Source organism: Acidimicrobiia bacterium (genome assembly GCA_029210695.1).
Taxonomy (GTDB): Bacteria; Actinomycetota; Acidimicrobiia; order Spongiisociales; family JAHEDJ01; genus JAHEDJ01.
This window is the reverse complement of the sequence record JARGFH010000098.1, coordinates 1-7,499: the sequence shown is the minus strand read 5'-3', so window position 1 is coordinate 7,499 and position 7,499 is coordinate 1. Positions and strand designations below refer to the sequence as shown.

Sequence of the window (7,499 nt, the reverse complement as noted above, 5' to 3'; positions counted from 1 at the left end):
GTCGGTACGGCAACCACCTTCGAAATAGATGGCGTCACGGTCGAGTCGGACCACCGATAGACGATCGCTGCCAGTGCCCGGTCGGGGGAGAGGCGGGTCGAGGAGACCACGAAGCACCGCCCGCTCATAGAGCCAGCGGACCTCCCCTGCGTCGAGCGGTCGGATACCGAGATGCTGCGAGAGCTGGTCTGCCAGGAGACTCGCCTGTGACGTCAACATTGCCAGCCGTCCAGGTCCTGGAGGGGCCGATGGGGCACCGAATGCCGATGCCACCTCCGTCGACGCAGCACGGATGCGATCTATCATTCGGCGACCGCCGCGGGAGTCGGGGAGGCGAAGGGCGAGGTACCAGCGGCGCTCATGCACGGGCTCGGCGGCGAGTCGGTCTGCAACACGCCGGGCCGTGCCCGCCCAGCCAGGCGGCCGAATCAGGTCGCCCGTGCCGCGGATCCGGTCTTCGAGTTCCTCCCGCGACAGGCCGTGAGAGATCGAGAGGATCAGCGAGTGGGCCGGGAGCGCCAGGAGGGCGGCGGTGGTGCGGGAATGCACCCCCCGGGCGTCCCGAACCGAACGGTGCGCATAGGCGAACGGCTCCACCTCGAAGCACGCCCACACCGCCCCATCGGTGCCCCACACCAGATGGCCGGCGATGCTGTGAACCGGAAGCGGGTTAGCCATCGGTGCGGCTCCGTTGGGTCGCTGATGCGCACCGGATCACCGTTCCAACCGGATTTCCGCGAGTCGGCCGTGCCTGAGAAACCGGCGCTCCGTTGCGTACACCCCGCCGGCATCCGGACGACAAGAACACCATCGCCACGCCGGCGGCAACCAGGAACGGGGAGCGACCCTCGATCCTCCAATGCCTCACCGCCCACCCGACCCCGGCGACCACCACAGTGAACACCCCCAGGTTGCCAATCGAACCGAGATGCGCCCACAGAGGTCGGGTTACCAACATCAACCCGCTCATCCCGGCGACCGCGCCGAGTTGTGACGCCGACAGGGCCCACGGCAGCCGCCAACCGGCGACGTGCCCGATGATGACCGGATGGCGCAGCGCTTGGGTATACGAGTGGTAGACATCGACGTCCATCGCGCGCCCCTCAGATCATCGCGTCGGGAAGCGGGACGGCTACGACCATATGGGCGGGTGGTGCGAGGGCACCGACGTCCTCGGCCACCTTCTGCTGAAGCCAGTCGGTGGCGTTGATGGCGAACAGGACGATGGCGGCCAGGATGATCACCCCGATCACGGCCGAGACGGTCCGCTTCACCAGCCACGACCACAAGATCATGCCGATGGCGATCAACACCGCCGCCCCAATCGCCAGGTTGGTCAGGTTCCCGACCACGGTTTCTGCTGTTTCGATCATTCGAATCTCCTCTCAGTTGGCTTCGGGTTGCTTGAGGGTGGGTGCGGGCAGCAGTCGGGACACCTCCCAGCGGCCATCTCGCTGCTCGACCACCAGGGCGTACTCGAGAATCTGGGTCCGGCCGTCCGCATCCGTGCCGCGAACCAGGACTGCGACCTCGGTGGATCCGTCCGGTGTCTCGACCAGACCGCTGCGGAGGACCTCGACGCTGGTGAACGGCGGTGGCTGCACCGCAACGATGGGTGAGGACGGAGAGGCGTATCGGGTCAGCTCCCCGGCGCCGGTCAGGAACGCAGCGAGGAAACGGGGCAGCATCTCCTCCAAACCCGGCGCAACGTCGAGACCGTCAAAGCGTCCGATCAGAAGCTCAGGTGCCGCCACCCTCGCCGGCCGTGGGATCAGCGCGGGTAGCCCGACGACGACCCACCCGGTCGTCGTCTCGGCAACCCCGACCGAGAAGTAGCGGACTCCCACGGGCTGGTCACCAGACTCGGGGTCGGAGGCGACAACCTCTGCCGCGACCACCACGGCGTAGTAGCCGGGGGAGACCTCCTGCGCCCCGAGGCTCGTCGTCCTGACCGCCCTCCACGATCCGGTCTCGACGCTGTCCAGGGCAACGTCGACCAGGAACGGATCCAGAGCATCGATCGTGTCCTCGCCTGCACCGAGGTAGGCAGCGATGAACAACTCGGCGAAGCCCTCCACCCCGGACGTGTCGGGTGGCACCTCGACGGCGGTCGACGCACCAAGGGTATCGAGGCTGTCACCGATCGACGACACCCGGTTCGCCACCAAGAGCGCCGCCACCGGGCCGGAGATCACGAGCATCCACAAGACGACCTGGACAGCCCGGATGGTCAGCAGCGGACTCATCTCGCGGCGGCGATACCTCCCACGGGGGAGCGCTTCCTGAGGGTTGTCGACGGTCATCGAATGCCTCTCGACCGGCCCGAAACGCAGCACCGTCGGCGGCCGCGGTCGACCATCTGACGACGTAGCGCCTCGATCCGGGCGTCCTCGGCCCGCCAATAGCCGTCCTCAAAGAAGCTCACCACGCGGCCGGCCAAGTCCCTGGACGGAAGCATCCCGCCGGTGTTCAGCAGGTCGTCGAGCAAGTCACACCAGTCGTCCATCCCGAGTCGGATCTCGCTGTCGAGTTGGCCTTCCGTCATGGCCTGGACGTCCCGGTCACCGAGTCGGTCGTCGGGCTGCTGTGGCCAGTGGGCTTGCATTGCTCTCTCCCTTCCGTTGGCGACGAGGGCCTGATCGCCCGGTCGCGGATGTATGGGGCAGCCGATGGGGACGAACGCGCCGCGTTCTCTGAACGAGTGAGATCTCATCGGGAAAGAACGGGGCTCTGTCGCACCCGGCGCTCCATTTGCAGACGGCGCTGACGAAGCGTCTGGGGATCAACCTCTTGGGCCGCAGCCACCTCATCCACCGAGACACCAGCGATCCGGGTCATCACCACCAGACGGGCAGCGTCGTCGCGAACCCGCGCTCGTTGCCGCACCCACTCGACGAACTCGTCGATCTGTTGAGCCTCGGGCTTGCCATCCGGCGTGTCGTCGCTGGCTTCGAGATACGAGTAGTCGTCGACGAACACCACCGGCTCAGATCGTGCCCGAACAGCCGACCGCAGGACGCGTCGCCTCGTGTTCGTGTATATGCGGAAACTCGGCGGCGTCCCCGCCGGCTCGGTGGCGCACCAAGAGATGACATCCAACGCCGTCGCCACGACCCGGGCGGCCCGCTCCTCGACATCCCAACCCCGAATCCCGTTGATCAGGCTCTTCACACCCGGCAAGACCACCTGAAGCGCGGCGCGTCTGGCGATGGCGTCGTTGGTGGCACGTTGAAGGAGAGCGGTGAGAACCTTGTCCCGATCCGCCCAACTCGCAGCATCCCGCCGCTGGGCCGCCGCCACAAGCTGGTCACCGTCATCGAACGTCAACCGCTCATCACCGGCGGCCCAGGACTGAATGCGATCTCGCATCAGCCGAGATCCGGCGAGTACTCGCCAATCGGCGTCGAGCCGCCGGAGCAACTCAGTCTGCGACGCACTCACCGGCGATCTCGGCCCCATGGAAGCCTCCTCTCTTTGTGTCCACGAGAGGAAGCATCCGCGCGAACCCTGTCACCAGAGTGTCAGTAACCCTCTCACCAGAGTGTTATCGAGCTTGTGCACGTGCACCAGAACGTTCTCTTGCAGCGACGCCGGGTTTCGTCCGCGAACGTGGCCTCCCCCTTCCTCAGGAGGAGTCGACACGGGCGCTTGTACCATGCGTCGAACCTGGATGCGAGCGTTCTATGGAGTCCGATGGAGATCAAGCCCAAAGGCCGGCAACGTGAGGTGCTGTATCTGCCCACCGAGGGGCACTACGTAGTTCTTGGTTCCGCGGGCAGCGGTAAGTCGACAGTGGCGGTGCTTCGTTCTCGGTATCTGGCCGACTCCGGGCTCGATCATGCGGGGCGCGTGCTACTCGTGACCTACACGCAGGCGCTGACCAAGTACCTGGCGCAACTTGTCGGTCCGGCGGGGCCGTCTGTGGACGTTCTGACACTCCATACGGTCGGGCGCAACGCTCTCGCGGCCACGGGGGCCACTGATCTCTATGACGCGTGGGCGATGAAGCGACTGCAGGAGCAGGCGATCAGCGCTTTCAAGCAATCGCATCCGACCCATCGGCTTGCAGGCCGCCCGACGCGTTTCTTTGTCGATGAATTCGCATGGATCGCGGGACATGGCATCGAGGACAAGGCTGCCTACGTAGAGGCGGACCGCGTTGGCCGAGCTTCCGCCCGTCTCATGCGAGCCGATCGCGGGACGATGTTCGACATCTACATCTCGTATCTCAGCGTTCGGGGTGAGGCAGGGTACGACTACGACCTTCAAGACATGCCGCATCGACTTCACCTCGCGTTGAGAGATGGGAAGGCGCGCCTTCCCTACAAGCATGTCGTGATAGACGAAGCCCAAGACTTCCCGCCGGAGGTACTGCGAGCAGCGAGCCAGATCATTCCTGACGACGGTTCCGTGACGGTCTTCGCCGACTATGCACAGCAGATCTACGGGCACCGTATGTCATGGAGATCGGCAGGGCTCAGCGTCTCGAAACTGTGGGAGCTGGACGGCAACTATCGGAACACGAAGCAGATCTCGGCAGTAGCTGGGGCAATCGCGGTGCTTCCCGGTTTCGAAGTGGATGATCTCCGCCCACTGACGCCAGCACGCCAGGACGGACCTGCTCCCACTCTCACTCACTGTGCCACGGTCGATGCGGAGAGCCGGTGCATAGCTGCCAATGTGGAGAGATTCGCATCCCAAGGCAACGTGGCCGTGTTGGCTCGGACCGTTGGAGACAGGCAGCGCCTCGCATCGATCCTTCCGTCAGGAGCCAAGAAGCTCGATAGGAACCTGAACGGCCTCGCGCCAGACGGTATCTACTACGGAACGCTCCATGCAGCGAAGGGTCTTGAGTTCGACAGCGTGCACATTGCGCACTGCAGCAGCGATCATCTCCCAGACCCGCAAGCATCGGATGCGCTTGGTGTCGATGAGGCTCGAGCCGAGGACCTACGCCTGCTGTATGTCGGTGTTACCAGGGCCCGAACCAATCTTGCGATCAGCTATGTCGGGACGAAGTCTCAACTGCTTCCCGTGGATCCGGGCCTCTTCGAAGAACGGTCTATCCAATGACAGCGAATCCGATTCAGGGCAAGGTGGACGCAAGAGGCATCACTCGCCTGTGTCATATCACGCGCTCCATGACGCTTCCGTTCATTGTCGAGATGGGTGAGATCGTCGCTACCAGTCGTTTGGACCAGGACGAGCTCGCGATCTACTACCCGAACGACCACATGCGGCTGGACGGTCACAAGACCCATGTGTCATGCTCGGTGCAATACCCGAATGCCTGGTATCTCAAGTTAGTCCAGGCAAGAGAGCCACTGTTCAAGGACTGGATCGTGCTCTTGATCGAGCCCGATCCGCTCTGGTGGAGCAATACACTGTTCTGTCCCGTCAACGCTGCAACGGAGCACGGTAGGTACATCGCAGAAGGTAAGGATGGGTTCGACGCAATGTTCGAGAACTTCACACCGACGGGGCGCATCGGCAGAGGACTCACGCATCTCGCCTCCTGTCCCACCGACAATCAGGCTGAGGTGCTCGTGCTTGATGGCATTCCCCTCGACCTTGTCCGGTGTGTGGTCGTTCGAGACGAAGCTCAGGCGAAGCGGGAGAGATGGAAGCTCAGTGAGTTCGGCCTTAGCGTGCCGGAGCTAGGTCTCGCGATTTGCCCGGAGTTCTTTGACCCGAGAGCCCTCGCCGGCAGGATCGCTTCCAGCGTCGAGACCGACCCTAGCTGCGGATCGTTCTGGGGAGGTAGGTGAGAACGTGGCTAAACGACCAGTGTTCATACCGGACCCGACGGGAGCTCTTGTAGCTGAGCGGATGGTCGAGTTTGAGTGGCATCCAGGATTCGCGCTCGTCCAGAAACGCAAGAACATCGACTCGCTGCACCGGGCTGCTGTCATCCATCTGGGGAGGGAACCTCTCCTCGAAGTCTCCAGTAAATCTCCTCGTGCTCTCGGGGCACGATTGAGCGCTTTCAATCTCCACGTTCCCTTTCGAGAGTTCGATCGGCGTATTCCGCTCGAGTCGGCTTTCCAAGGTTCGAAGGTGTTTGCCGCGTCTGGTCAACATACTGAGATCTACGAGGCGCGCTCCGGGGCCGAGGCAAAGAAGGCGGCACGCGAATACGATTCGGAAGCCCTTGTCGCCTTTATGTACGAGGGGCGAACGTGGCCGCTCGAACCCAAAACAGTGTTCTACGACTGGCTGTACATCGGAGCGCTGCTCGAGCTCTGGGGCGAGCGGCCTGCCCTGCTCTCCGAGCTGTCCGGGTTCCAGGGATTCACCGACATCGAGTTCAATCCGAAGCGGTCGCTGAACTGTCAGGCGCGATCCTGTGCCCTGTTCGTTGCGCTTGCTTCAACCGGCGACATCGATCGCTATGTGCGGGATCCCGACATCTTCGTCGCGGTTCTAGGGGAACGGGGATATTGCATGCCCCCAGGTCCGATAGCGTTCCTCTGAGGTCCCCTTGGGCTGCTGACCCCTCGCCACTTGGCATCGAGCCGACTTACCAGTTCAGGCTGCACACCCGCCTCGGCGGTCTGGCGGTCCATGCACCTGTCCGCGACCTCGGTGACCTGCTGCGCACTCATCGAGAGATCGCGAGGTTCCGCGAGGCCCATGTCATGCAGCGTGACGAGCTGCTGGCTCTTCTCGACGATAGACGCACAGTTGGCTTCACGGACGAGGACAGAGTCATCGTGTTTCGGTCTTGTGTGCGTCTTGGGCTGCCAGTCTGGTGGTCGGTGGGCGACGATCTCAACCTTGATCGCCTCGTCAATGGCTTGAGACATCTCGCGGCTCAGTCACGTGCCGGAACCGAGCTGGCTCAGCTGCTTCGATACCTGGCTGTCCTACCGGGCGACCATGGCGCCGTCGCAGCCGACGCAACGCAGCGGAGCCGCGCTGTCGCAGTGCAGGAGATGGTGCGGATCCGCGGGATGGGGTGGGAGCAGCGTCTCGCCGAATTGGTGGAGCCTCGACAGGACCTGGTCAACATTGATGCAGGTGCGGTGACCTACGGAGGGCAGGTGGTTGAGATCGGCGGCCTCTCGATCGTCGAGATCCTGCGCAGGAATCAAGTTGATCAAGCTCAGATCACTCGTCAGGTGGCAGAGGCATGCGGACGGCGGTTGCGAGACGTGGCGTCAGAGGCTGCGTTTGATGTTCTCCTTTGGGGTTGTCTCACGGATGGCAAACCGTCACAGCACTACGACGATGCGACGAAGCGACATTCCTTCCCGAACAGATCCGTGCCGCGGTGCCGGGCACGGCTTCATAACGCTCAAGCCTCCATACCGCGTCCATACCGCGAGAGGGTGGGATGGAAGGGGAAACAACGCGAAACGTTGAGAGGCGAAAAGCCTGTCAGGAAGGGTGTTTCACGGGTTTCCCCCGGTCAGCGACACCCCCACAATCGGGCTCATAACCCGAAGGTCGTAGGTTCAAATCCTACCCCCGCTACTAGCAAAGGCCCTGGTCAGAGC

The 7,499-nt window shown here is 63.4% G+C and carries 10 protein-coding genes and 1 tRNA gene; 4 read left to right on the top strand and 7 right to left on the bottom strand.

Annotated elements, in window-relative coordinates:
• The 6 genes from P1T08_17775 to P1T08_17750 all read right to left on the bottom strand — a co-directional run.
• The coding region (locus P1T08_17775) for a hypothetical protein (GenBank protein MDF1597931.1) at positions 1-678 on the bottom strand (678 nt) is incomplete at its 3' end.
• A complete protein-coding gene (locus tag P1T08_17770; protein MDF1597930.1) occupies positions 671-1,093 on the bottom strand; it encodes a hypothetical protein in 423 nt (140 codons plus the stop codon). The genes P1T08_17775 and P1T08_17770, both read right to left, overlap by 8 nt.
• A 10-nt stretch (positions 1,094-1,103) precedes the next feature.
• On the bottom strand, positions 1,104-1,373 hold the full coding sequence (locus P1T08_17765; protein MDF1597929.1) for a hypothetical protein: 270 nt from the start codon (positions 1,371-1,373) through the stop codon (positions 1,104-1,106).
• 12 nt (positions 1,374-1,385) lie between these two features.
• On the bottom strand, positions 1,386-2,303 hold the full coding sequence (locus tag P1T08_17760; GenBank protein MDF1597928.1) for a conjugal transfer protein: 918 nt from the start codon (positions 2,301-2,303) through the stop codon (positions 1,386-1,388).
• Complete coding sequence (locus tag P1T08_17755; GenBank protein MDF1597927.1) at positions 2,300-2,605, bottom strand: hypothetical protein; 306 nt, start codon at positions 2,603-2,605, stop codon at positions 2,300-2,302. Before P1T08_17755 ends, P1T08_17760 begins: the two co-directional genes overlap by 4 nt.
• A 104-nt stretch (positions 2,606-2,709) precedes the next feature.
• Positions 2,710-3,459 carry a hypothetical protein gene (locus tag P1T08_17750; GenBank protein ID MDF1597926.1) on the bottom strand — a complete coding sequence of 250 codons (750 nt, stop codon included), beginning with the start codon at positions 3,457-3,459 and terminating at the stop codon, positions 2,710-2,712.
• 234 nt (positions 3,460-3,693) lie between these two features.
• Here P1T08_17750 and P1T08_17745 point away from each other — a divergent pair, with 234 nt between their 5' ends.
• Genes P1T08_17745 through P1T08_17735 form a run of 3 tightly spaced genes read left to right on the top strand, consistent with a single transcriptional unit; the run spans position 3,694 to position 6,474 of the window.
• Entirely contained in the window at positions 3,694-5,073 is a 1,380-nt protein-coding gene (locus tag P1T08_17745; GenBank protein MDF1597925.1) for a 3'-5' exonuclease, read from the top strand.
• Positions 5,070-5,768 carry a DarT ssDNA thymidine ADP-ribosyltransferase family protein gene (locus P1T08_17740; GenBank protein ID MDF1597924.1) on the top strand — a complete coding sequence of 233 codons (699 nt, stop codon included), beginning with the start codon at positions 5,070-5,072 and terminating at the stop codon, positions 5,766-5,768. Before P1T08_17745 ends, P1T08_17740 begins: the two co-directional genes overlap by 4 nt.
• Positions 5,769-5,772: 4 nt before the next feature.
• The gene (locus P1T08_17735) at positions 5,773-6,474 is read left to right on the top strand and encodes a hypothetical protein (GenBank protein ID MDF1597923.1); all 702 of its coding nucleotides are present in this window, start codon (positions 5,773-5,775) and stop codon (positions 6,472-6,474) included.
• A gap of 392 nt (positions 6,475-6,866) precedes the next feature.
• On the opposite strand, the gene P1T08_17730 is transcribed toward P1T08_17735, so the two are convergent.
• Positions 6,867-7,103 (bottom strand): hypothetical protein, encoded by a 237-nt coding sequence (locus P1T08_17730; protein ID MDF1597922.1) that lies wholly within the window; start codon positions 7,101-7,103, stop codon positions 6,867-6,869.
• Between the two features lie 280 nt (positions 7,104-7,383).
• Here P1T08_17730 and P1T08_17725 point away from each other — a divergent pair.
• A tRNA-Leu gene (locus tag P1T08_17725) sits at positions 7,384-7,476 on the top strand.
• The last annotated feature ends 23 nt before the right edge of the window (positions 7,477-7,499 follow it).